This is a genomic window from Pseudomonas sp. 15A4 (genome assembly GCF_016925575.1).
Taxonomy (GTDB): domain Bacteria; phylum Pseudomonadota; class Gammaproteobacteria; order Pseudomonadales; family Pseudomonadaceae; genus Aquipseudomonas.
Genome location: NZ_CP068986.1, coordinates 4,948,928 through 4,969,226, shown reverse-complemented (window position 1 = coordinate 4,969,226; position 20,299 = coordinate 4,948,928). Strand labels below are relative to the sequence as shown.

At 62.2% G+C, this 20,299-nt stretch carries 18 protein-coding genes and 4 pseudogenes; 13 read left to right on the top strand and 9 right to left on the bottom strand.

All coding sequences use genetic code 11. The features are described from left to right. The first annotated feature begins 37 nt into the window (after nucleotides 1-37). Nucleotides 38-292: a sulfurtransferase TusA gene (gene tusA, locus JN403_RS22060; RefSeq protein WP_065986265.1), complete on the top strand. Its 255-nt coding sequence runs from the start codon at nucleotides 38-40 to the stop codon at nucleotides 290-292. Between the two features lie 89 nt (nucleotides 293-381). Continuing rightward, a complete protein-coding gene (gene pdxB / locus JN403_RS22055) occupies nucleotides 382-1,530 on the top strand; it encodes a 4-phosphoerythronate dehydrogenase PdxB (RefSeq protein ID WP_205484276.1) in 1,149 nt (382 codons plus the stop codon). A 53-nt stretch (nucleotides 1,531-1,583) separates the two neighbouring features. Here pdxB and JN403_RS22050 read toward each other — a convergent pair whose 3' ends face one another. After that, the gene (locus JN403_RS22050; RefSeq protein ID WP_205484274.1) at nucleotides 1,584-1,760 is read right to left on the bottom strand and encodes a PA1571 family protein; all 177 of its coding nucleotides are present in this window, start codon (nucleotides 1,758-1,760) and stop codon (nucleotides 1,584-1,586) included. A 172-nt stretch (nucleotides 1,761-1,932) separates the two neighbouring features. Between JN403_RS22050 and JN403_RS22045 the strand changes: the two are divergent. Continuing rightward, a pseudogene (locus tag JN403_RS22045) lies at nucleotides 1,933-3,709 on the top strand (ABC transporter transmembrane domain-containing protein). A gap of 21 nt (nucleotides 3,710-3,730) precedes the next feature. Here the strand turns inward: JN403_RS22045 and JN403_RS22040 are convergent. Continuing rightward, nucleotides 3,731-4,018 carry a pyrimidine/purine nucleoside phosphorylase gene (locus JN403_RS22040; protein WP_172611415.1) on the bottom strand — a complete coding sequence of 96 codons (288 nt, stop codon included), beginning with the start codon at nucleotides 4,016-4,018 and terminating at the stop codon, nucleotides 3,731-3,733. 90 nt (nucleotides 4,019-4,108) lie between these two features. Beyond that, on the bottom strand, nucleotides 4,109-4,651 hold the full coding sequence (locus tag JN403_RS22035) for an exonuclease domain-containing protein (RefSeq protein ID WP_205484272.1): 543 nt from the start codon (nucleotides 4,649-4,651) through the stop codon (nucleotides 4,109-4,111). A gap of 457 nt (nucleotides 4,652-5,108) precedes the next feature. Here JN403_RS22035 and JN403_RS22030 point away from each other — a divergent pair, with 457 nt between their 5' ends. After that, nucleotides 5,109-5,930, top strand: coding sequence for an amino acid ABC transporter substrate-binding protein (locus JN403_RS22030; RefSeq protein WP_205484270.1), 822 nt, complete (start codon nucleotides 5,109-5,111; stop codon nucleotides 5,928-5,930). A gap of 143 nt (nucleotides 5,931-6,073) precedes the next feature. Here the strand turns inward: JN403_RS22030 and JN403_RS22025 are convergent, their stop codons facing one another. Then, nucleotides 6,074-6,241, bottom strand: coding sequence for a DUF2897 family protein (locus JN403_RS22025; RefSeq protein ID WP_122537759.1), 168 nt, complete (start codon nucleotides 6,239-6,241; stop codon nucleotides 6,074-6,076). Nucleotides 6,242-6,416: 175 nt separating this feature from the next. On the opposite strand from JN403_RS22025, the gene pyrF reads away from it, so the two are divergent. Beyond that, entirely contained in the window at nucleotides 6,417-7,115 is a 699-nt protein-coding gene (pyrF, locus tag JN403_RS22020; RefSeq protein ID WP_205487619.1) for an orotidine-5'-phosphate decarboxylase, read from the top strand. Nucleotides 7,116-7,160: 45 nt separating this feature from the next. On the opposite strand, the gene JN403_RS22015 is transcribed toward pyrF, so the two are convergent. Further along, nucleotides 7,161-8,300: a glycerophosphodiester phosphodiesterase gene (locus tag JN403_RS22015; RefSeq protein ID WP_205484268.1), complete on the bottom strand. Its 1,140-nt coding sequence runs from the start codon at nucleotides 8,298-8,300 to the stop codon at nucleotides 7,161-7,163. Nucleotides 8,301-8,666: 366 nt separating this feature from the next. Here JN403_RS22015 and JN403_RS22010 point away from each other — a divergent pair, with 366 nt between their 5' ends. From JN403_RS22010 to JN403_RS21995, 4 genes are all read left to right on the top strand, one after another. Then, nucleotides 8,667-9,599 (top strand): 2-hydroxyacid dehydrogenase, encoded by a 933-nt coding sequence (locus JN403_RS22010; RefSeq protein ID WP_205487617.1) that lies wholly within the window; start codon nucleotides 8,667-8,669, stop codon nucleotides 9,597-9,599. A gap of 41 nt (nucleotides 9,600-9,640) precedes the next feature. After that, nucleotides 9,641-10,405, top strand: a complete 765-nt coding sequence (locus JN403_RS22005; protein ID WP_205484266.1) for an SDR family oxidoreductase — start codon at nucleotides 9,641-9,643, stop codon at nucleotides 10,403-10,405. Between the two features lie 120 nt (nucleotides 10,406-10,525). Then, nucleotides 10,526-11,215: a fumarylacetoacetate hydrolase family protein gene (locus tag JN403_RS22000; protein WP_205484264.1), complete on the top strand. Its 690-nt coding sequence runs from the start codon at nucleotides 10,526-10,528 to the stop codon at nucleotides 11,213-11,215. 96 nt (nucleotides 11,216-11,311) lie between these two features. After that, nucleotides 11,312-12,217 carry an AraC family transcriptional regulator gene (locus tag JN403_RS21995; protein ID WP_205484262.1) on the top strand — a complete coding sequence of 302 codons (906 nt, stop codon included), beginning with the start codon at nucleotides 11,312-11,314 and terminating at the stop codon, nucleotides 12,215-12,217. A gap of 181 nt (nucleotides 12,218-12,398) precedes the next feature. On the opposite strand, the pseudogene JN403_RS21990 reads toward JN403_RS21995, so the two are convergent. Continuing rightward, nucleotides 12,399-13,336, bottom strand: a pseudogene (locus tag JN403_RS21990) (LysR family transcriptional regulator). Nucleotides 13,337-13,365: 29 nt separating this feature from the next. On the opposite strand from JN403_RS21990, the gene JN403_RS21985 reads away from it, so the two are divergent. Further along, complete coding sequence (locus JN403_RS21985) at nucleotides 13,366-14,076, top strand: CTP synthase (RefSeq protein WP_205484260.1); 711 nt, start codon at nucleotides 13,366-13,368, stop codon at nucleotides 14,074-14,076. A gap of 4 nt (nucleotides 14,077-14,080) precedes the next feature. After that, nucleotides 14,081-14,407: an antibiotic biosynthesis monooxygenase gene (locus JN403_RS21980; RefSeq protein WP_205487614.1), complete on the top strand. Its 327-nt coding sequence runs from the start codon at nucleotides 14,081-14,083 to the stop codon at nucleotides 14,405-14,407. 222 nt (nucleotides 14,408-14,629) lie between these two features. Here the strand turns inward: JN403_RS21980 and JN403_RS21975 are convergent, their stop codons facing one another. From JN403_RS21975 to JN403_RS21965, 3 genes and pseudogenes are all read right to left on the bottom strand, one after another. Next, nucleotides 14,630-16,048: a TIGR00366 family protein gene (locus JN403_RS21975; protein ID WP_205484259.1), complete on the bottom strand. Its 1,419-nt coding sequence runs from the start codon at nucleotides 16,046-16,048 to the stop codon at nucleotides 14,630-14,632. Nucleotides 16,049-16,266: 218 nt separating this feature from the next. Continuing rightward, a complete protein-coding gene (locus tag JN403_RS21970; protein ID WP_192174022.1) occupies nucleotides 16,267-16,923 on the bottom strand; it encodes a CoA transferase subunit B in 657 nt (218 codons plus the stop codon). 89 nt (nucleotides 16,924-17,012) lie between these two features. Continuing rightward, a pseudogene (locus JN403_RS21965) lies at nucleotides 17,013-17,713 on the bottom strand (CoA transferase subunit A). Nucleotides 17,714-17,843: 130 nt separating this feature from the next. On the opposite strand from JN403_RS21965, the pseudogene JN403_RS21960 reads away from it, so the two are divergent. Next, nucleotides 17,844-18,728: pseudogene (locus JN403_RS21960) on the top strand (LysR family transcriptional regulator); the annotation flags it as partial. 190 nt (nucleotides 18,729-18,918) lie between these two features. Then, a complete protein-coding gene (locus JN403_RS21955; RefSeq protein ID WP_205484255.1) occupies nucleotides 18,919-20,289 on the top strand; it encodes a gluconate:H+ symporter in 1,371 nt (456 codons plus the stop codon). The last annotated feature ends 10 nt before the right edge of the window (nucleotides 20,290-20,299 follow it).

Below are 20,299 nucleotides of genomic sequence, written 5' to 3'. Positions count from 1 at the left end.
TTTTCGGAGCCCCCTCATGTCTGATTCGATCACCCCCATGTCTGATCCCATTGAAAGCCCTGCCGTCGATGCCGTGCTCGACGCCACCGGCCTCAACTGCCCCGAGCCGGTCATGATGCTGCACCAGAAGGTGCGTGACCTGCCGCCCGGCGGCTTGCTGAAAGTGATCGCCACCGATCCGTCCACCCAGCGCGATATCCCCAAATTCTGTGTGTTCCTCGGCCACGAGCTGGTGGACAAACAGGCCGGCGACGGCGAGTTCCTGTACTGGATTCGCAAAAAGCTCGACTGATCAGGTTCTGCCTCCGCGGACGCGTTTCGCATCCCGCTGGCTCGTCGGGGCGCTGACGCCTACACTGCGGCCACTCCAGGAGCCCTGACATGCGCATAGTTGCCGACGAAAACATTCCCTTGCTCGACGCTTTTTTCGCAGGCATCGGTGACATCCATCGCTATCCGGGCCGTACGCTCGACCGCGCCGCCGTCGCCGAGGCCGATATTCTGCTGGTGCGCTCGGTGACCCGGGTCGACCGGGCATTGCTCGAAGGGACGCCGGTGCGCTTTGTCGGCACCTGCACCATCGGCACCGATCACCTCGACCTCGATTACTTCAAGGAAGCCGGCATTCGATGGTCCAGCGCCCCGGGCTGCAACGCCCGTGGCGTGGTGGACTACGTGCTGGGCAGCTTGCTGACCCTGGCGGAAATCGAAGGCGTCGAGCTTGCCAGCCGCACGTATGGCGTCGTGGGTGCGGGGCAGGTCGGCGGTCGCTTGATCAAGGTTTTGCGCGGCCTGGGCTGGAACGTTCTGGTCTGCGACCCGCCCCGACAGGCCAGCGAAGGCGGCGATTACGTCAGCCTCGACGAGATCATCGCCCGTTGCGATGTGATCAGCCTGCACACACCGCTGGATAAAACCGGCGACACGCCCACCTGGCACCTGTTCGACCGCGCCCGCTTGCAGCAGCTCAAGCAGGGCGCCTGGCTGATCAACGCCGCGCGCGGCCCGGTGGTCGACAACAGCGCCCTGCGCGAAGTGCTGCTGGAACGTGAAGACCTGCAAGCGGTGCTGGACGTCTGGGAGAAAGAACCGGCGGTCGACGTCGAACTGGCCGATCTGTGCGTCATCGGCACCCCACACATCGCCGGCTACAGCCTCGACGGGCGACAGCGCGGCACGGCGCAGATCTATCAGGCCCTGTGCGCGCACCTCGGCCAACCGGCGAGCATCAGGCTTGAAGACCTGCTGCCCAAGCCTTGGCTGGCGCAGGTCACCCTGGATGCCGCCACCGACCCGGTGTGGGCGCTGAATACGCTGTGTCGCGGCGTGTACGATCCTCGCCGCGACGACGCCGATTTCCGCCGCAGTCTGGTGGGCGATGCCGAGAGCCAGCGGCTGGCCTTCGATGCGTTGCGCAAGCATTACCCGCCGCGTCGGGAGATCGACGGCCTGCAGGTGCGCATCAACGGCGAGTCGGCGGCCCTGCGTCAGATCGTCGAGGCCCTGGGCGCGACGGTTGTGGACGGCTGATCGGCGCCCATAAAAACCCGGCAACCGGGCCGGGTTTCAAGCAAATCTGCACATCAACTTTGTTTTTCGGGCTGCACCCAGTACTTCTCGCATTCCTGGCAGGCTGCCTGAACCATTTCTTCAGTGATCAGGATTTCCTGCCCGTTTCTATCGAGAATCGCGCCGCCCAGTTGCAGCTCGGGCTGAGGGCGGAACACGGGTTCTTGATTGCTGCCGCTGTGCAAGGTCATGGCCTGTCTCCTCATCAAATACGTGCGCGTCGATAGTAATCACGGCTGCATGACCAGGCCGTGACAGCATTCCTTGACTGAAACCCGCCTGCAGAGTTCAGCGAAAGGTGACGAGCGTACACGGGGAGGGAGGTGTAGGCTCTGCGGCTGATTCGTCTACCGGGTGTCTTCCATGGCTTCAGTCTTTTCCGGCCGTCAGCGGCATGCCATTCGTCTTGCCCTGCGCATGATCGCGCCGTATCGCAAGCAAGCCGTCGGTGCGTTGGTGGCGTTGGTGGTCACCGCAGGCATCACCCTGTCTATGGGGCAAGGCATACGGCTGATGGTCGATCAGGGCTTCATGACCCGTTCACCAACCCTGCTCAATGAAACCATCGGCCTGTTCATGGGGCTGGTGGTCGCCCTCGCGGTCGGCACCTTCGCGCGCTTTTATCTGGTGTCGTGGATCGGCGAGCGGGTGGTCGCCGATTTGCGCAAGCAGGTGTTCGACCACCTCGTCAGCCTGCATCCCGGTTTCTACGAGAACAATCGCAGCTCGGAAATCCAGTCGCGCCTGACGGCCGACACCACACTGCTGCAATCGGTGATCGGCTCGTCGCTGTCGATGTTCCTGCGCAACGCGCTGATGGTCATCGGCGGCATCATCCTGCTGTTCTTCACCAACCCCAAGCTCACCAGCATCGTGGTCGTCGCCCTGCCTCTGGTGATCGCGCCGATTCTGGTTTTCGGGCGCCGTGTGCGCAGTCTGTCGCGCGAGAGCCAGGACCGCGTGGCGGATGTCGGCAGCTACGTGTCCGAGGCGCTGGGGCAAATCAAGACCGTTCAGGCCTACAACCATCAGGAGCAGGATCGTCAGCGTTTCGCGCAGACCGCCGAAGACGCGTTCGAGACGGCGCGCAAACGAATTCTGCAGCGCTCGTGGCTGATTACCCTGGTGATCGTGCTGGTGCTGGGCGCGGTCGGCGTGATGCTCTGGGTCGGCGGCATGGATGTGATTGCCGGCCGCATCTCCGGCGGCGAGCTGGCGGCATTCGTGTTCTACAGCTTGATCGTCGGCAGCGCGTTCGGCACCCTCAGCGAGGTCATCGGTGAGATGCAACGGGCAGCGGGCGCGGCAGAGCGCATCACCGAATTGCTGCAGGCGCGCAGCGAAATCACTGCGCCCGCCAGCGATCTGCTCACGCTGCCCGAACGCATCAGTGGTCGCCTGGCGCTGGAAAACCTCAGTTTCGCCTACCCCTCACGGCCGGAGCGCAATGCCGTGGACGGCTTGAGCCTGACCGTCGAAGCGGGAGAACCCTGGCGCTGGTCGGGCCTTCCGGTGCGGGCAAGTCGACGCTGTTCGACCTGCTGCTGCGCTTCTATGACCCGCAACAGGGGCGCGTGCTGATTGAAGGCATGCCTGCCGAACGCCTCGATCCGCTGGATCTGCGCCGTTGCTTCGCCTGGGTGTCGCAAACCCCTGCGCTGTTTTTCGGCTCGGTGGAGGACAACATTCGCTACGGCAACCCGGCGGCCAGCGTCGAGCAAGTGGAAGCGGCAGCGCGGATTGCCCATGCCCATGAGTTCGTTCAACTGCTGCCACAGGGTTATCAGACCCATCTGGGGGACGGCGGCATGGGCTTGTCGGGCGGGCAGCGTCAACGTCTTGCGATTGCTCGGGCCTTGCTGGCCGATGCGCCGATTCTGCTGCTCGACGAAGCCACCAGCGCACTGGATGCCCAGAGCGAGTACCTGATTCAGCAGGCACTGCCGACGTTGATGAAGGGCCGCACGACCCTGGTGATCGCCCATCGGCTGGCGACGGTGCAGAACGCAGACCGCATTGCGGTCATGGATCAGGGAAATTGGTCGCGGTGGGAACCCACCGGGAGCTGATCGCCAGCAACCCGCTGTACGCGCGGCTGGCCGCCTTGCAGTTCAATGCCGGGGTGGAGCAGGTCGACTGAGTGCCGACCTGCATCTGCGTATCAGTCCTTGCGGTATTCACAGAGGTAGGCGGTTTCTTCGGTCGCTTCGACGTCGAATTTGACGTTCGCCGGAATCTTGAAATCCGTGCCGGCTTCGAAGGTTTCCCAATCATCAGCGCCCGGTAGCAGCACCTTCAGCTCGCCTGAAATCACATGCATGATTTCTCGGTCGCTGGTGCCGAAGTTGTATTTTCCGGGAGCCATGACGCCGATGGTCGCGTCGCCTTCTGCTTGCTTGAAGGCGATGGATTTGACGGTACCGTCGAAATACTCGTTGACCTTGAACATGGCTGATCTCCTTGGAAAGGGCTGGAAAAGGCCGGACAGTATGCCGAACGTACAAAAGGCCGTCATCCGCTTTGGTAAATGCGCCACCGTTCAGCCTGGCATCACCAGCGGTAACAAGCGTGCGGTATTGCGCGCGTCCGACAGTGCCCGGTGTTGCGGACCGTTGAAATGCATTCCCGCCAGTTGCAGCGCGGTGTTCAGGCCGCAGGGTTTTTGCAGGTGACGTGCTTTGGCGAAACGTTGTTTCAGGTTGATGTGGGGCAGGGTCGCCAGTTCGCTGGTGAGCTGGTGCTGACGCCAATCCTGTTGCAGCTGCTGACGGTCGTAATCCCCCCAGCTTGTCCAGGCGACCAGCCGCTCCCGGTGTTGAGCAATCCAGCGTTCGAACTGTGGCCATACAGCGGGCAGCATCGAGGCGCTGTCGATGAAGCTCTGCTGAATGTGCGTCAGCTCACGGCAGAAGGGCGTCAGCAACGGCCGGCGTACGGGCCGCACGAAACGTTCGAAATGATCGATTTCCCGCCCGTCCTGATTGACCAGTGACGCACCGATTTCGATGATTTCCATCTCCGCCACCGGCCATCCGCCCTCTTCGGTGGTGGCCTCCAGGTCTATCACCAGCCAGTAGGACATCTTCAACTCCTGTTTCGTAACCTGCGGCAGCGTCCTTGAGCGTAGCCAGATGACGGCCGTCACGTCCAACTGCCCGGCGCAGATGATCCATGATTGGGACTCGTGACATGCCGGAAGGTTTGCAGGCGCAGCGTCTTTTGTAGTCCCTGACCCGCATATGGCCGGGACAGCGCTTGCCTGGCCAACGCGCCTCGGCATAAATTGCATGTGCGTCCGGTCCTCATATAAAGCGCGGCGCGGTCGATAACGCAAAGGACACGGACAGCTTCAGCGCTTTTGGCAGGACCGGCTTCAGCCGGGAAAGGGCCGGAAAGGCCGCAAGGGAAAGGGGGCAGCAAGGCGCAAGGAGGGCGAGAATTGGAACGACAGAGGTGATTTAGCCTCCGTTTGACCGTTGTCTAAATGATCGCGAACGCATAGCTTACGCACTCCGTTTCGCCTGAGGTGCCCTGTCTTGATGTCCACGCCGATGCGGATGGCTTTTAAAACCCTGCTGTTCACGACCACAACACTGTGGGCCTGGCAGGCGGGTGCGACGCAGATCGTGCGCATTGGTGCGGCGCATTTTCCGCCGTATACGATTCGTCCCGAGCGCGGCGAAGACACCGGATTGCTGCCGCAAATGATCAGCGCACTGAACGCGATGCAGAACGACTACCACTTCGAGGCAGTGCCCACTTCCATCCCGCGCCGGTTTCGCGATTTCCAGCAGGCGCGCTTCGACATGGCCATTTTCGAAAACCCTGCCTGGGGCTGGAAAGGCATTCCCCATCAAGATGTCGACATGGGGCTCGAAGACGCCGAAGTGTTTGTCGCCCACCGGTTGCAGGGCAGGACCCAGACGTATTTCGATGAGCTTCACGGCAAGCGCCTCGCATTGTTCAGCGGCTATCACTACGCGTTCGCGCGGTTCGACGCCGACCCTAAATTTCTGGCCGATAACTACAACGCCACGCTGACCTATTCCCACGACAGCAACCTGCTGATGGTGCTGCGTGACCGCGCGGACATCGCGCTGGTGACGCGCTCCTATCTGAGCACGTTCATGTCGAACAACCCGCAGGACGCCGAACAGTTCCTTGTCTCGGACCGCGTGGACCAGGTCTATCGGCACTATGCGCTGCTGCGCCCGGATGCACCCATCAGCGGCGAGCGCTTCAGCGAATTGCTCCGGCAGCTTCGGGAGAACGGGGAAATGTTCAAGATCTTCCAGCCGTTTCGGATCGCTGTGACACCGCAGGCAACTCATCACGCGGTGGCTCAGGGCGAAGATCGGTAAAGGGACTGACGAAGGCACGTATTACCGGCTGGGGACGCGCGGCGGGTGATTGGCGAATGATTGGCGAGCACATAGTGGGAGGGCGCTGAGTGCGCGCTCCCACTATGTGCTTGAACGATGTCGGTCAGCGTCGCCAAAGTGACTCAGCGATCTCGCGCTTCTTTTGCGTCCATCTCGGCATTGCGCTCGTGGACGCGTTTGAGTTGTTCATCGGTCAGGGGCAGTTTCTTCGCTGAATCCTTGAGCATCAGCAGACCACCGACGATCGAGCCGATTGCAACGAGCAGAATTAACCAGGCATACCAGGGCATAACGCTCTCCTTCTTGTGATAAGGGTTGGAGCAGCGACGCTGTCCAGTGGTTCAATTGTAGGAGATGTCCGACGCCTGGCGCGCATGGGGCAGGCATTTACCGATTGCCGGGTCCCGCCCTGCGGGATGTTCGGCTACAATGCGCGCCGATTTCGACTTGCCAGAGAACCCGCTCATGTCCGCCTGCCAGACCCCCATCATCGTCGCCCTGGATTTTCCGACCCGCGAAGCCGCGTTGAACCTGGCTGATCAACTGGACCCCAAACTGTGCCGGGTCAAAGTAGGCAAAGAGCTGTTCACCAGCTGCGCATCAGACATCGTTGAAACCCTCAACGCCAAAGGCTTCGAGGTGTTCCTGGACCTCAAATTCCACGACATTCCCAACACCACGGCGATGGCGGTCAAGGCTGCCGCTGAAATGGGCGTCTGGATGGTCAATGTGCATTGCTCCGGCGGCCTGCGCATGATGGCGGCCTGCCGTGACGTGCTGGATCAGCGTACCGGCCCCAAGCCGCTGTTGATCGGGGTCACCGTGCTGACCAGCATGGAGCGCGAAGACCTGGCCGGGATCGGTCTGGACATCGAACCCCTGGAGCAGGTGCTTCGGTTGGCGGCGCTGGCTGAAAAAGCCGGGATGGACGGTCTGGTGTGTTCCGCGCTGGAAGCGCAGGCGCTGAAAGCCGCGCATCCGTCGCTGCAACTGGTGACGCCGGGCATTCGGCCTGCCGGCAGCGCGCTGGACGATCAGCGCCGCATTCTGACGCCGCGCCAGGCGCTGGATGCAGGCTCCGACTATCTGGTCATCGGCCGCCCGATCAGCCAGGCGGCCGATCCGGCGAAAGCGTTGGCGGCGGTGGTGGCAGAGTTGGCTTGATCCGCTCTTGCAGTTGAATCGCCGGCAAATGCCGGCGGTTCTGGCTCAAAAGCCGCTGCGTTTCAGGATCGAGTCCATGCTTTCCTTCGACGGTCGACCGTAGAATTTCAGCAGTTCCGAAGCACGGTTGGTAAAGAACCCGTCCACGCCCTGTTCGCTGATCGCTTTGAAATCCACCGCGTCATCGACGGTGTACGGGTGGACGATCATTCCGCGATCATGGGCCATCTTGTTCATCCACGGCTGCACCAGGTCACTGTAGCTCTGGTCACCGCCGTTCTTCAGCGCCGCCGACGGCCCAGTCCCTACGGCGCCGTGGGCCTTGGCCCAATCCATCCAGGCGGCGAACTCTTCTTTGGATTTCACCTGCTGGCTGGCGTAGAAGCTGGCTTTGTCCTTGGCGCCCGAATCCTTGAACGTCTTGCCCGAAGCCGTTTCGATGGAGCCGTCACCCAGCCACAGCAGCAGGACTTTCGGCGTGTCGGGCATGGCCTTCTGCAGCAATTCCAAGCTTGGTTTTTCAAAGGTCTGCAGCACCACGCGGCCCGGCATGTGGGCGACGTTGACGTAGCCTTTGTCGGCGGCAGGACGCTGGCTCAGCCAACCGCGCTGATCGAGCTTCTTCTTTAAATCTTCTTCAATGCCCGGAAACTGCGCCGGCACCTTGGTTTCGATGTACAGACCGGGCTTGTTCTTTCCGCCTTCGGCGATGTCGATGACCTCATCCAGCGTCAGAATCTTCAGCCCGACGTAGGCGGCGCGGGCGCGATCCGGGTAGGCCTTGTTGAACCACGAGCCGGCGTCCAGACGTTTGATTTCTTCCAGCGTGAAGGTGTTAAGCGGGTCTTTGGCACGCTGCGGGTAGACCTCTGCGACATTCGTCGTGCGCTCCAGCGTGTTGTCGTGCAGCGCGATGAGCACGCCATCCTTGGTGCGCTGGATGTCCATCTCCAGGTAATCCGCGCCCAGTTCGCGGGCCAGGGTGTAGGAAGGAACCGTCTCTTCGGGCGCATTGAACGATGCGCCACGATGGGCAATCACTGCCGGCCACGGTACGCCGATCTTCGCCGCCAGTGCCCGACCCGGTTCCTTGCCGGTGTCTACGGCGGCCAGGGCCACCGCGGAAGACAACAACACACCGGCAATCGCGGCGCCGCTAATCGTTCTGGATAATCCTTTCAACATGGTTCTGACGTTCCTTTTCTGCATGTCCGTTCATGGCGCAGCCGTTGCCGCACCGCGTGGCACATCGTTTTGTCGTGAAAAATCAGGTGTCGCAGGGCTCAGACCTTAAACAGCAAAGCGCGTCTCGGGCAACGGGGATTGTCGTTTCGAGGGGGATTGCTGTCGTTTTGAAGGAGATCGTAAAGACCTCGGCTGCTCCGTTCACTCGGTATCGGGTGCGTGAAAGTGTCCGCGTTGCTTGTGACGTTAATGGGTCTGCCGGGCTAACGCGTTTTGTCAGGACCCTGGATTTTCATGTCCGCCTCTGCCCAACCGCTCTCACTCGCGCTACTGTCAGCACCACGAATTTTGCCTGGCGGAGGGATGATGAAAACGGTGTTGGTGCTGGTGGAAAGCGTGAACATGTATTTGCCGATTCTGGAAAGCAGCGGCTTTCGCCTGATTCTGGCGCCGACGCCGGCGATGCGTGCCGAGGCGGTGGCGAACGGGGGCGAGGAGATTGACGCCGTGCTGACCCGCGGGCCGCTGGGGTTCACTGCCGAGGAAATGGCCGCGCTGCCGAAGCTCGGCATCATCTGTGTGATTGGCGCGGGCTACGAACGTGTCGACCTCGAAGCCGCCGAGGCGCGGGGGATTGTGGTGACCAACGGGGCAGGGGTGAATGCCCCGACGGTGGCAGACCACGCGATGGCCTTGCTGCTGGCGGCGGTTCGCGACATTCCCCAGGCCGACGTGTCGGTGCGCCGCAACGAATGGCGCAAGGTCACACGGCCCTCGTTCGCCGGCAAACGCCTGGGCATTCTCGGCCTTGGTTCGGTCGGGATGGCCATCGCCAAACGCGCGCAGGGGTTTGATATGGTCATCCACTATCACAGCCGCTCGCCGCGCGCGGGCGTGGATTTCAACTATTGCGCGACCCCGCTGGCACTGGCCGAAGCGTCGGACTTTCTGGTGGTGGCGACGCCGGGTGGCGGGTCGACGCGGCACCTGATCGACAAGGCGGCCATCGCAGCGTTGGGCGCTGACGGCTTTCTCGTCAACATCGCGCGTGCCAGCGTCGTCGACAACGATGCGCTGATCGACGCGCTTCAGCACGGCCGTCTTGCCGGTGCGGCGCTAGACGTATTCGACGACGAGCCCCACGTCCCCGATGCCTTGAAAACCTTGAACAACGTGGTTCTCACGCCGCACTTGGCGGGGTTGTCGCCGGAAGCGTCGCGCGACACCGTGAAAATGGTCGCCGACAACCTGCTGGCGTTTTACGCCGGGCAGCCGGTGTTGACGCCTGTTCACAGCTGACGATCAGTTGCCTGGTCTTCTCTAACAAAAAGGAATCGTGCATGTCTTCATCTCCTGTATTGAAAGTTGCTTTGGTGACGGGCGCCGGGAGCGGCATTGGCCGTGCCGTTGCCCTGCAACTGCTGGCTGAAGGCTTTGCCGTGGTGCTGGCGGGGCGTCGGCCCGAGCCGTTGCAGAAGCTGGTCGAACAGGCCGAGTCTGCTGGACAGCGGGCGCTGGCGGTGCCGACGGATGTGCGTGATCCTGCCAGCGTCGAAGCGCTGTTCGCGACCATTGAAAGCACGTTCGGTCGACTGGACGTGTCGTTCAATAACGCGGGCATTGGCGCACCGGCCGTGCCGATGGACGAGTTGTCGGTCGAGCAGTGGAAGAACGTCATCGACACCAACGTCACCGGGATGTTTTTGTGCGTGCGCGCCGCGTTCGGCCTGATGCGGCGTCAGGTGCCTCAGGGTGGCCGGATCATCAACAACGGCTCGATTTCGGCGCACACGCCCCGGTTGTTCAGCTCGCCTTATACGTCCAGCAAACACGCCGTGTTGGGCCTGACCATAAGCACCGCGCTGGACGGTCGGCAGTTCAACATCGCCTGCGGCCAGATCGACATCGGCAACGCCCTCACCGAAATGACTGATCGCATGACCAAGGGCGTTTTGCAGCCCAACGGCGAGCTGCAGGTCGAGCCGACCATGAACGTGCAGCATGTGGCTGAAGCGGTGAGCTACATGGCCGGGCTGCCATTGTCCGCCAACGTGCTGAACATGACCGTCATGGCCAGTGGCATGCCGTTTGTGGGCCGTGGCTGATCATCGGTGCTAGTGGTTGCGTTGTTTTGTCCAAAACCTGGTGGGATCCGTCCAACCTGGCTAAGCGATCAATCGCCACACTCAACCCATGCCGAGCCACCTTAGATCGAGGACACCGCCATGACCGAGTTCGTTATCGCCCCCGTTGCCACACCGTCCCTGGCCGTAGCCGGGACTGCCAGCCGCTTTCCGATTCGTCGGGTTTTCTGCGTCGGTCGCAATTACTCCGATCACGCCCGGGAAATGGGCCATGACCCTGACCGCGAGCCGCCGTTCTTCTTCATGAAGCCGGCCGACGCCGTGGTGCCCGCAGAAGGCCAGATTGCCTACCCGCCGCTCACCGAGGACCTGCATCACGAGATTGAGCTGGTCGTTGCGATCGGCAAGGACGGTGTGAACATCGACCCGCAGGACGCCCTGACCCACGTCTGGGGCTATGGCGTTGGTCTGGACCTCACACGCCGCGACTTGCAGGCGCAGGCCAAGAAGATGGGCCGGCCGTGGGAGTGGGCCAAAGCATTCGACGCCTCCGCGCCCGCCACGCCGCTGCGCCCGGTCAGCGAGATCGGCCACCCGGAAGCCGGTGCGATCTGGCTCGACGTCAATGGCGAGCGCCGCCAGCGTGGCGATCTGTCTGACCAGATCTGGGCGGTCAGGGACGTGATCGCGTACCTGTCGCAGTCGGTCGGGGTCAAGGCGGGCGACCTGATCTATACCGGAACGCCAGCCGGGGTGGGCGCGTTGCAGCGCGGCGATGTGGTCAGCGCCGGGATCGAAGGCCTTGCCGAACTGAGTGTGACGATTGGCTGATCCCAGGTTCAAGCCCGCCTGAGAATCCTTTGGTTCGGCTGCCGCCGTTGCCCTACCATGGGGCAGTCCGAACCGGCGATTTCAGGTGTTTCAGCGATGGCCCATCCCTCCCGCATCCAGACCTACGGCATGCAGCAGCGCAGCGACCGCATGGATTTCTACATCCGTGACAAGTCCGCCCGGCCCGCGCTGACCGCGCCCCATCGTCACGACTATTTCCAGATCCAGATCAACCTCGGCGGCGACACCGTGCAGCACATCGGTGGCGCGGTCAGGCCTTTTCCGCGCAACACCCTGGCGTTCATCCTGCCCCATCGCCTGCACGTGATTCCGCACCCGGAAGAAGGCAATTTTGTCGTCATCAACTTTTCTCAGGAATTTCTCCTGCAACACCTGCAGTGCGACCCGATGGACCTTGAAGACGTGCCCGTCGCCGAGGCGCCTGAACTGGCGCCGTTCCGCTTTCAGGAACATCTGGATTTCACCCTCGATGACACCGACTTCGCCGAAGTGACCGCGCTGCTGGCGCAGATGCGCGAGATGGATCGCGCCAGGCAGTTGGGCTCAGGCGCCATCCTGCGGGGATGCCTGCTGCAATTGATCGGCACGGTGTGCAATCGCTACGAAGCGCAGTTGCTGGCGCTGTCGGCGAACAAGGCCGAGCGGCGTGGACGGCGCGATGCGATGAGCCGGGTGATCGACTACATTCGCGAACACATCGCCGATCCGGCCATGACCCTTACCGATGCGGCGGCGGCGGCCTTTCTGTCGCCCAATTACCTGACCCACCTGCTGCGCAAGGAAACCGGCAACAGCTTTTCCGAACTGGTCCTGGAGCGGCGCATGCGGCTGGCGCGCACGCATCTGATGAACAGCAGCAAACCCTTGAGCCACATCGCCGAGATCTGCGGGTTTGCCGACGAAGCGTATTTTTCGCGGCGCTTCCGCAAAGCCCACGGAATGCCGCCGGGACAGTTTCGCCGGGAGCGGCGGGGTGGTTGAGAGGGGTTGGCGAGTTGTTGATCGGTTCCACTCCACATCTTCTTCAGCGAACGCGGCCCTTGTGGGAGTGAGCTTGCTCGCGAAGGCTGCCTTCCATCCGCGAGTAATCTAGCGGATGTACCGGCCCCTTCGTGAGCAAGCTCACTCCCACAGGTTTTGTATCGCAGGGGCGAGACGCTTTTTACCACTCAATCGCCCTGGTCAGCTCGCTGAACAGCGCCGATACCGAGCGCAGCGCCCGGCAATCCGGCCGCGTCAGCAGCCACAGCCCGGTGTCATGCCCTTCGATTGCTTCGCTGATGGGCTTAACCTCGCTGTCCTTAAGCATGAAATCCGGCAGGGCTGCTACGCCCATGCCTGCGCGCACCAGTTGGGCCACGGCCAGCATGGAGCTGCAGCGGTAGGCGAGGTTCACGCCGGGCAGATGCTGCCGCCGCCACACCACGGTCGGGTGATCAGGAGGAAATCATCGGGGGCGATCCAGGCCATGTCGTCGAGGGCCAGATCACCGATGCGTCCCGCGTAGGCCGCGCTCGAACAGATCCGATACGCAACCGTGCCCAATCGAGTGCCCACCAGATGCTCAGGCGGTGTGTTGGTCAGCCGTAGCGCAATATCGGCGTCGCGGCGGCTCAGGTTCGCGAAGGTGCTGGAGGTGTTCAGCTCCAGGCGCAGGCCCGGGTAGTCCGGCATGAAACGGCTCAAGGCGGGAAGCAGCAGGCTTTGCAATACGGCTTCCGTGCAGGTCAGGCGCACGGTGCCACTGACAACCTGTCGGCCCTGCTCAAGGCTCAATTGCGCCAGCGCCAGGGCGTTCTCGGCGCTTTCGGCCTGCTGGGCGAGCGCCAGGGCTGCGCTGGTCGGCACATACCCCGCACGGCTCTTGTCGAAGAGCGCCGTGCCCACCGCTTTCTCCATCCGACGCACTGCGCGGAATACCGTCGAGACATCGACCTTCAGCAGTTCAGCAGCCTTGGCCAGCGTCCGCCCACGCACCAGCGCTAGGATGAGGGTGAGGTCGGCATGATTGATTCGATAGTGCGCGGCTGCATTGATCACTTGCCTGGACGCCAATTCTGATTGCAGAGCGACAAGCTTATAGTCGCCCCCGGACCTCATGCAAAGCGTTTTGATATCAGGGAGCACACATGACTCAAGGGCAAAAAATCCAGATCGCGTTGGTAGGTGACTACGAACCGAGTGTGCCAGCGCATCAGGCGATACCGGTGGCGCTGGACAGGGTGGCGAGCGAAACCGGGCTCGACGTTCAGGCAAGGTGGGTGCCGACGACGGAGATCGGGGATGGCGTGGGCTTGCAGGCGTTCGATGGCATCTGGTGTGTGCCGGCCAGCCCCTACCGCAACATGGACGGCGCGCTGACGGCAATTCGTTTCGCCCGCGAGCGGCAGGTTCCCTTCCTCGGCACGTGCGGCGGCTTTCAGCATGCGTTGCTGGAGTACGCGCGCAATTATCTGGGGTGGGCCGATGCCGAGCACGCCGAGACCGCGCCGGAATCGGAGAACGCCATCATCACACCCTTGAGTTGCTCGCTGGTCGAAGCCTTCGCGCCGATCCGTCTGCGGCCGGGTTCGCGGATTGCCGCCGCCTACGACGCGCTGGAAACGCAGGAGCGCTACCGCTGCCGCTATGGTTTGCGCAAGGAACTGGAGGCCGACGTGTCTGCCGGCCCGCTTAAAGTGTCGGGCTATGACGAAGACGACGAGGTCCGCGCGATGGAGCTCGACGGTCATCCGTTCTTCGTCGCGACGTTGTTTCAACCGGAACGCGCCGCGCTGGAGGGCAGCAACCCGCCACTGGTGAAGGCGTTTGTCCTGGCCTGCGCGGCGGAGTTGATTTGACATGATGATGGCAAACACCTTCGGCGCGCCGCATTACGCGGTGATCTTCACTTCGGTCCGCACTGAGCTCGATGCACAGGAATATGACGACGCGGCCCGGCGGATGCTCGAACTCGTTCGTCAGCAGCCAGGGTTTCTCGGTGTGGAATCGGTACGGGGCGAAGATGGGCTCGGGATCACCGTGTCTTACTGGGGGGACGAGGCCGCGATCCTGGCGTGGAAGCAGCATCCGGAACACCGGGAAATCCGCGAGCGCGGCCGTTCGACCTGGTATCGGCGATGCACCACTCGGGTTTCCAGAGTGGAGCGGGAATACAGTTTTGGCAGTTGAAGTACCGTAGCCGGGGACAGATTAATTTACGGTGAAGCGCTGTAAATAAATCTGTCCCCTTTGTGAATCAGTCCCCCCTGTGGTGCCCTCTGTGGTGCTTTTGTAGGACCGGCTTCAGCCGGGAAGGGGCCGGTGTTGGCGCCATCGGTTTTGTGTTGCCGCCGCCGACGCCTTCCCGGCTAAAGCCGGTCCTACATTTACCCGCCGGCGTTATTCACTCAATCAAGGCATCACCGGCGGCACGTACGCCAAGGTCGTGCCCAGCACCCACAACAGGAACAGCACCAGCGGCGTATGCACCAACAGCTGCACGAACGAGAAGCCGATCAAATCCCGCGCCTTCAAGCCAAGCACGCCCAGCAGCGGCAGCATGTAGAAGGGGTTGATCAGGTTCGGCAGCGCTTCGGCGGCGTTGTAGATCTGCACCGCCCAGCCGAGGTGATATTTGAGGTCGTTCGCGACCTGCATCACGTAAGGCGCTTCGATGATCCACTTGCCGCCACCCGACGGAATGAAGAACCCGAGAATCGCCGAGTACACACCCATCAGCAGCGCATAGGTGTCGTGGGAGGCGATGCTGGTGAAGAAGGTCGAGATGTGGTGCGCGACGGTTTGCGCATCGCCGCCCTTGACCGTGGTCAGCAGGGCGGCGATCGATCCGTACAACGGAAACTGGATCAGCACGCCGGTGGTGGTCGGCACGGCGCGAGCCACGGCGTCGAGGAAACTGCGCGGACGCCAGTGCAACAGCGCGCCGACCATGATGAACAGGAAGTTATAGGTGTTCAGGCCGGAAATCGCGGTGATTGCCGGCTTGGTGCTGAACTCGTTGTACAACCAGCCGGACGCCAGCGCGACCATCAGAATGATCAGCAGCGGGCTGTATTCCAGCCATTCCCCCGGGCGGGTGCGCGGCGGCAGCGGTGGCAGGCTGAAGCTCGGGTCAATCCCGCACTCTTTGGCGTCGCGGGCGTTGGCCGGACCGGGCGCCGTGGCGTAGGCGACGATGATCGAGACCACCACCAAGGCCAGCAGCATCACGCCGGACTGCCAGAGGAAGATGGTCTGGGTGAACGGAATCACCCCGGTGATGGCCAGGATCGACGGCGGCAGGCTGGCCGGGTTGGCTTGCAACTGCGCGGCGGACGACGACAGGCCCAAAGCCCACACCGCGCCCAGGCCCAGATAAGCCGCGGCACCGGCGGCGCGGTAGTCCATTTTCAAGTCAGTACGCCGCGCGAGGGCCCTTACCAGCAAACCGCCGAAGACCAGCGACAAACCCCAGTTGAGCAACGACGCCACCATGCTGATCAGCGCGACCCAGGCCACGGCCGAACGGCCGTTTTTCGGGAGGCGGGCCAGCCGGTCGATCAGCTTGACCGCAGGCGGTGAGCTGGCGACGACATAGCCGCCGATGACCACGAAGGCCATTTGCATGGTGAACGGGATCAGGCTCCAGAAGCCGTCGCCGAAGGCTTTGGCGGTGTCGGCGGGTTTGGCGCCGATGACCAGCGTGGCAAGCGTGACGATGACCACGGCCAGGGCGGCGAACACCCACGAGTCCGGGAACCAGCGTTCTGCCCATTTGGCGCAACGCAGGGCAAAGCGGGCGGAGCGGCTTTCTTCGATGTCGGCGGCCACGTTTATTACCTCTTGGAGTTATTGTTCAGGTTTTTGGACGGCAGTTTCAAGTGCTGGCGGTGACGCAAAAAAGCACCGGCTCAGATACAGCAAAGCCCCTTCATCGCTGAAGGGGCAGGGCGGTCTGACCAAAGGTGCGGGTGTGTCGAATGCTTATGCTGCGGCGAAAACGTGGGGCATGACGCGGATCCTGCAGAACCGCGCCGTTGCCGGGTCCATCAGAACGTCATTTCAACCACGTCATCCGGCACGATCAATTTGCCGGCGGTCTTGGCGATGATTTCATCGACGGTCACGCCCGGTGCGGTTTCGCGCAGCACGAAGGCGCCGTTTTCGATCTCTAGATACGCAAGGTCGGTCAGCACTTTCTTGATGCAGCCTGCGCCGGTCAGCGGCAGGCTGCAGCGCGACAGCAACTTGGATTCGCCGTCCTTGGACGCGTGGGTCATGGTGACGATGATGTTGTCGGCGCCGGCCACCAGGTCCATCGCGCCGCCCATGCCCTTGACCAGCTTGCCGGGGATCATCCACGAGGCAATGTTGCCTTCGACGTCCACTTCGAACGCGCCGAGCACGGTCAGGTCGACGTGGCCGCCACGGATCATGGCGAAGGATTCGGCGGATGAGAAAATCGACGCGCCCTTGCGCGCGGTCACGGTCTGTTTGCCTGCGTTGATCATGTCGGCGTCGATGGTTTCTTCGGTGGGAAAGGCGCCCATGCCGAGCAGGCCGTTTTCCGATTGCAGCATCACGTCGATGCCGTCCGGGACGTAGTTGGCGACCAGGGTGGGAATGCCGATGCCCAGGTTCACGTAGAAGCCGTCTTGCAGTTCGCGCGCAACGCGCTGTGCCATTTGTTCGCGGGAGAGTGCCATGGTCTTGGGTCTCTTTTATTCTGTCCGGTCCGTGGAAGCCCCGGCGCCGGAGATACAAAGGGGAAATCGGTTCGAGTACGACGCTGATGTCAGGCTTTTCTGACGGTTCGCTGCTCGATGCGCTTCTCGAACGTGCCCAGGATCACGCGATCGACATAGATGCCGGGGGTGTGGATCTCGGTGGGTAAAAGCACGCCGGGCTCGACGATTTCTTCGACCTCCACCACGGTGATCTTGCCGGCCGTGGCCACGACCGGATTGAAGTTCTGTGCGGTGTGACGGTAGACCACGTTACCGAAGTGGTCAGCCTTCCAGCCTTTAACGATGGCGAAGTCGCCGGTGATGGCTTCTTCCAAGATCACGTTGCGGCCATTGAACTGGCGGGTTTCCTTGCCTTCCGCAACGGGGGTGCCGTAGCCGGTGGCGGTGTAGAACGCAGGAATGCCGGCGCCGCCTGCGCGCATTTTTTCCGCCAGGGTGCCTTGGGGGTGAGCTCGACTTCCAGCTCGCCGCTGAGCAACTGCCGCTCGAACAGGGCATTTTCACCCACGTAGGACGCGACCATTTTGCGAATCTGCCGGTCTTCCAGAAGGATGCCGAGGCCAAATCCGTCGACGCCGCAGTTATTGGAAACCACCGTCAGGCCTTTCACGCCCATGCGCTTGATTTCGGCGATGAGGTTTTCGGGAATGCCGCAGAGTCCGAAGCCGCCGGAGAGCACCGTCATGTTGTCAGTCAGCCCGGCAAGGGCTTCAGCGTAGGTTGCCACGCGTTTGTCGAGTCCAGCCATGGTGAGATCCCGCCTTATTTGTAGTTGTGTCCGACAATCTAAGCATCGGAAAGCGTTGGCCGCATCTTCTCTCGCATGCACTGATTTGTTAATTTTGTTTTTTTGATAGATTGATAAGTAATCCAAATATATGAATGTGAAACAGCTTCGGGCTTTTCTGGCAGTGGCGCAGTGCTTGAGTTTCGCTCAGGCCGGCGAACGGTTGCATGTGTCGCAACCAGCGTTAAGCCTGACCATCAAGGCGCTGGAGGAAGACCTGGGCGGGCAGTTGCTGACCCGCACCACGCGCAATGTCAGCCTGACGCCCGAGGGCGAGGCCTTGCTGCCGCTGGCCCGGCAGCTGCTCGCCGACTGGGACAACACCGAAGAGCTGCTGCGACAGCGTTTCACCCTGCAAATGGGCAAAGTATCGGTGGCCGCCATGCCGTCCTACGCGGGCAATTCGCTGCCGATCGCGCTGAAGATTTTTCGCGAGCGCTACCCTCGCGTAAACGTCGCGGTGCACGACGTGATCAACGAGCAAGTGGTGGAAATGGTCGGGCATCGGCGCGTCGAGCTGGGCATCGGCTTTGAGCCCGAAGCGGGCAACAACCTGATCTTCACGCCGTTTTACATGGATCGGTTTGTTGCCGTGGTGCCGAAGGATTCCCCGCTGGCCGCGCGCCGCGAAGTGAGTTGGGACGAACTGTTGCATCACGACTTCATCACCCTGCAACGCCCGTCCGCCGTGCGCTTGCTGCTGGAGCAGGACCTGCAGAGCCAGCACGGCAAGCTGTCGGTGGCGTTCGAAAGCCATCAACTGTCGACAGTGGGCCGCATGGTCGCCAACGGCTTGGGCGTCAGCGCGGTGCCGTCGCTGTGCATCGCGCAGATGGAAGAACTCGGTGCCCGCTGCATCGCATTGGAAGGCCCGCGCATCGAGCGTCGCATTGGCTTGATGACCCAGGCGGACCACCAGTTGTCAGCCGCCGCTCAGGGGTTGCGCGAGGTGTTGATCGAATGCGCGCGTGACTCAAATGCTGGTTTCGCGAGCAAGCTCGCACCCCTGCGTGATGCTGCGGTTCAAGTAGGGGCCGGTGGCGAAACGGCCAGATCCTGTGAAAATTTAACTGCGACGCAATGCCGCATCCGGTATGGTTCGGCCGGTTGAAACATATTGTTTCAAACCTTCCTGAAATAAAAACCGAACTATAAGGGGTTCCGCGTTGGATCTGTCGTCTGCTGCCTGGGTGTTTCATGACACTCGTCTGATCATCTGCTGCCTGATCGCCATTGCTACCATCATCGTGCTGATCAGCGCTACCAAACTTCCGCCGTTTCTGTCGATTCTGGTGGGCACATTCATCGCAGGGATAGGCGCGGGGTTGCCAGCGGAGGCAGTGGCGAAGGCGTTCAGCAAGGGCGCGGGCGGGATTCTCGGTGAGGCCGGGATCATCATTGCCCTCGGTGCCATGCTCGGCGCGCTGATGGCCGAGTCGGGCGCGGCCGACCGCATCGCGTCGACGCTGCTGGGGCTGGGCAAGGGCAAGGCGCTGCCGTGGGTCATGGCCCTGGTGGCCATGGTCATCGGCCTGCCGCTGTTCTTCGAAGTGGGTCTGGTGATGATGGTGCCGATCATCTTCGTCATGGCCCGCCAGTCGAATCAGCCGCTGCTGAAAATCGCGATTCCGGCGTTGGCCGGCATGACCACGCTGCACGCCCTGATGCCGCCGCACCCTGGGCCGCTGATCGCTGTCAGCGCGTTACACGCCGATCTCGGCCTGACCATGTTGCTGGGTTTCTGCGTGGCAGTGCCCGCGGTGATTCTGGCAGGCCCTTTGTACGGCAACTGGCTGTCGAAGCGCATGCACATTGAGGAACCGGCGGAGCTGGGCGAGCTGTTCTCGGCCAAACCCAGTGCCTCCCGTCAACCGAGCTTCGCTATCTCGTTGCTGATCATTCTGCTGCCGGTGATCCTGATGCTCGGCAGCACCCTGGCGAAAATCGCCATGGAACCGGAAAGCAACATCGCGCTGACCCTGAAGTTCCTCGGTGAACCGCTGGTGGCGCTGGGCATTGCGGTGCTGGCGGCGACGGTGTGTCTCGGCTGGGCCAACGGCATTTCCCGCGAGCACGTGGGCGGCACCTTGCGTAAAAGCCTGGCGCCGATTGCCGTGCTGCTGTTGACCATCGGCGCGGGCGGCGGCTTGAAGCAAACCTTGCTGGACGCCGGCGTCAGCCAGACCATCAGTAAAGTGGCCGAAGGCGCGCACATGCCGTATCTGCTGCTGGCCTGGTTGATTGCGGTCGCGCTGCGGCAGGCAACCGGCTCGGCCACCGTTGCGACCACCACCACGGCGGGCATTCTCGCGCCGATGATGGCCGGGCTGGCGCCGGTGGAAGCGTCACTGGTGGCGCTGGTGATCGGCGCAGGCTCGGTGTTCTTCTGCCACGTCAACGACGCCGGGTTCTGGATGGTCCGCGAGTATTTCGGCCTGCAACTGAAGCAGACGATCTGGGTGTGGTCTGTGCTGCAGACGATTGTGTCGGTGGTGGGGCTGATCGGTACGTCGCTGTTGTGGCATTTCCTGGTCTGACGATCTTCCG

Excerpts from the sequence above, each read along its gene's own strand:
- tusA (WP_065986265.1), top strand. The coding sequence starts at position 38 with ATGTCTGATCCCATTGAAAGCCCTGCCGTCGATGCCGTGCTCGACGCC.
- pdxB (WP_205484276.1), top strand. The coding sequence starts at position 382 with ATGCGCATAGTTGCCGACGAAAACATTCCCTTGCTCGACGCTTTTTTC.
- JN403_RS22050 (WP_205484274.1), bottom strand. The coding sequence starts at position 1,760 with ATGACCTTGCACAGCGGCAGCAATCAAGAACCCGTGTTCCGCCCTCAG.
- JN403_RS22040 (WP_172611415.1), bottom strand. The coding sequence starts at position 4,018 with ATGTTCAAGGTCAACGAGTATTTCGACGGTACCGTCAAATCCATCGCC.
- JN403_RS22035 (WP_205484272.1), bottom strand. The coding sequence starts at position 4,651 with ATGTCCTACTGGCTGGTGATAGACCTGGAGGCCACCACCGAAGAGGGC.
- JN403_RS22030 (WP_205484270.1), top strand. The coding sequence starts at position 5,109 with ATGTCCACGCCGATGCGGATGGCTTTTAAAACCCTGCTGTTCACGACC.
- JN403_RS22025 (WP_122537759.1), bottom strand. The coding sequence starts at position 6,241 with ATGCCCTGGTATGCCTGGTTAATTCTGCTCGTTGCAATCGGCTCGATC.
- pyrF (WP_205487619.1), top strand. The coding sequence starts at position 6,417 with ATGTCCGCCTGCCAGACCCCCATCATCGTCGCCCTGGATTTTCCGACC.
- JN403_RS22015 (WP_205484268.1), bottom strand. The coding sequence starts at position 8,300 with ATGTTGAAAGGATTATCCAGAACGATTAGCGGCGCCGCGATTGCCGGT.
- JN403_RS22010 (WP_205487617.1), top strand. The coding sequence starts at position 8,667 with ATGAAAACGGTGTTGGTGCTGGTGGAAAGCGTGAACATGTATTTGCCG.
- JN403_RS22005 (WP_205484266.1), top strand. The coding sequence starts at position 9,641 with ATGTCTTCATCTCCTGTATTGAAAGTTGCTTTGGTGACGGGCGCCGGG.
- JN403_RS22000 (WP_205484264.1), top strand. The coding sequence starts at position 10,526 with ATGACCGAGTTCGTTATCGCCCCCGTTGCCACACCGTCCCTGGCCGTA.
- JN403_RS21995 (WP_205484262.1), top strand. The coding sequence starts at position 11,312 with ATGGCCCATCCCTCCCGCATCCAGACCTACGGCATGCAGCAGCGCAGC.
- JN403_RS21985 (WP_205484260.1), top strand. The coding sequence starts at position 13,366 with ATGACTCAAGGGCAAAAAATCCAGATCGCGTTGGTAGGTGACTACGAA.
- JN403_RS21980 (WP_205487614.1), top strand. The coding sequence starts at position 14,081 with ATGATGGCAAACACCTTCGGCGCGCCGCATTACGCGGTGATCTTCACT.
- JN403_RS21970 (WP_192174022.1), bottom strand. The coding sequence starts at position 16,923 with ATGGCACTCTCCCGCGAACAAATGGCACAGCGCGTTGCGCGCGAACTG.